Source organism: Helicobacter sp. CLO-3, assembly GCF_001854545.1.
In the GTDB taxonomy this organism is placed as follows: domain Bacteria; phylum Campylobacterota; class Campylobacteria; order Campylobacterales; family Helicobacteraceae; genus Helicobacter_B.
Genome location: NZ_MLQN01000087.1, coordinates 1 through 538, shown reverse-complemented (window position 1 = coordinate 538; position 538 = coordinate 1). Strand labels below are relative to the sequence as shown.

Genomic DNA, 538 nt, shown 5'->3' with positions numbered 1-538 from the left:
CTTTCTGCTTCTCCATCACCCAGTGGAAACATATCTTTGCCAGTGTTATAATTCATATTATTGGCACTCAAAGCATTTGGTTTTAGAGTGGCTTTTGAGATGTAGGTGGTTGGGGTTATAGAATCCATTGAATCTTTATTTTTCGAATCTATGTCTTTGGTTTGCTGATTGTTCGCATATGCCTGTTGATTTTTTGCCTGCTCATTATTTTCTTGTTTGTTGTTATTTGATTGTCTGTTATTGTTTGTTTGTGATAATAACTCATATTCAAACCCACCAAGCAAATATTCTATTCCAGCATTTCTAGCGCTTCCTTGCGCTCCATTTGCCTTAGTGATAAGCACCACTCTTTCATCTTTATCAAAAAACTCTTTGGCAATACTAGCACTTTTATCTGTGCTGCCATCATCTACGAGGATTATTGATATGTTTTTATATGTCTGATTGCATACAGAATCTAGACATTCTCTAAGATACTTTTCGACATTGTAGATTGGGATGATGATGGCGACTTTTGGGTTTGTGTTGGTGGGTTGGG

At 36.6% G+C, this 538-nt stretch carries 1 protein-coding gene; it reads right to left on the bottom strand.

Translation table 11 applies throughout. The features are described 5' to 3' along the window. Positions 1–538: glycosyltransferase family 2 protein (locus BKN38_RS10150; RefSeq protein ID WP_371113564.1), on the bottom strand; the 538-nt coding region annotated here is incomplete at both ends.